This window comes from Mesorhizobium sp. M2A.F.Ca.ET.039.01.1.1 (genome assembly GCF_003998035.1).
Classification (GTDB): domain Bacteria; phylum Pseudomonadota; class Alphaproteobacteria; order Rhizobiales; family Rhizobiaceae; genus Mesorhizobium.
Genome location: NZ_RZRY01001097.1, coordinates 1 through 1,531 on the forward strand (window position 1 = coordinate 1; position 1,531 = coordinate 1,531).

At 68.2% G+C, this 1,531-nt stretch carries 1 protein-coding gene; it reads left to right on the plus strand.

From position 1 onward, the window contains the following. The coding region (locus EOA24_RS37580; protein WP_281059931.1) for a penicillin-binding transpeptidase domain-containing protein at nt 1-1,236 on the plus strand (1,236 nt) is incomplete at its 5' end. Nucleotides 1,237-1,531 lie beyond the last annotated feature (295 nt).

Genomic DNA, 1,531 nt, shown 5'->3' on the forward strand with positions numbered 1-1,531 from the left:
GTGCAGCAAGGGCTGGAGCAGGTCGCAAGGGATGCCGCCAGGAAGCTTGGCCCGAAACTTTCCATCGCCATGGTGATGGCCGATGCGCGCACCGGCGACATCCTCGGCGAGGTCGGTTCGGCCGATTTCTTCGACGCCAGCCGCTCCGGCTGGATCGACATGACCAGGGTGGTGCGCTCACCCGGCTCGACGCTGAAGCCTTTCATCTACGGCTTGGCCTTCGAGCAGGGGCTGGTGGCGCAGGAGACGATCATCGAGGACAGCCCGGCCGATTTCGGAGGCTACCGGCCGAAGAATTTCGACATGGGCTACCAGGGCGACGTCTCTATCCGCCAGGCGCTGCAATTGTCGCTCAACGTGCCGGCGATCCGGGTGCTCGACGCCGTCGGCCCGGCGCGGCTGACGGCACGCTTCCGCCAGGCCGGCGTCAACCCGATCCTGCCGCCCAACGAAGCGCCGGGCCTGGCGATCGGCCTTGGCGGCGTCGGCGTGACCTTGCGCGACCTGGTGCAGCTCTATACCGGGCTCGCCAATGGCGGGAAGATGCACACGCTGCATGACGGCACCGAGCCGGCCAATACCGAGCGCACCACAGCCACCATCCTCGACGACCAGGCGGCCTGGCAGATCAACGACATCCTGTCCGGCGTGAAGCCGCCAGAAGGCGCCATGCAGCACGGCATCGCCTACAAGACCGGCACCTCCTATGGCTATCGCGATGCCTGGTCCGTCGGCTTCGACGGCCGCTACGTGCTGGGCGTCTGGGTCGGCCGCGCCGATGCCAGCCCCGTCCCCGGCCTGTCGGGCTATGTCTCCGCCGCACCCATCCTATTCGAAGGCTTCGTCCGTTCCGGCCTCGCCAGCGTGCCGCTGCCCGGCCGGCCGCCGGGTGTCTTCAATCCCAAGCGCGAGGAATTGCCGGTGACGCTCGCCCGCTTCGGCGCCGGCGCCGACGGCCTGGTGCAGGCCACCGCCACCGAGCCGGCGCCGACCATCATCTTCCCGCCCAATGGCGCCCGCGTAGACCTCGGCACCAACTCAGCCGACGCAACGCCGCTGGTGCTGAAGCTGCAGGGCGGCCGCGCGCCGTTCCGTTGGCTCGCCAACGGCAGGCCGCTCGCCGGCATCGACCGCCGCCGCACCGCGACCTGGCAGCCCGACGGCACCGGCTATTCGACGCTGACGGTAATCGACGCCGCCGGCCGGGCGGCGAGCGTGAAGGTTTTCGTTGAATAGGATGCGGCAAGCGATTCTGCGGGGTGCGCTTCTTAAGCCTTCGGCGCGGGGAGTTTCTCCCTTGATGTTTGGCGCGAGGCCCCCTCTCTGCCCTGCCGGCCATCTCCCCCTCGAGGGGGGAGATTATTCGCTCGGCGGCTTTCGCTAATCTTCAACACAGGAAAGATGGGCGCAGCGCCGACACCGCCAATCTCCCCCCTTGAGGGGGAGATGCGCGGCAGGGCAGAGAGGGGGGCCTCGCGCCATACCTTTGCATTAGGAGCTGCTCTAACCGCAACGCTGCCTCTCCTATCCG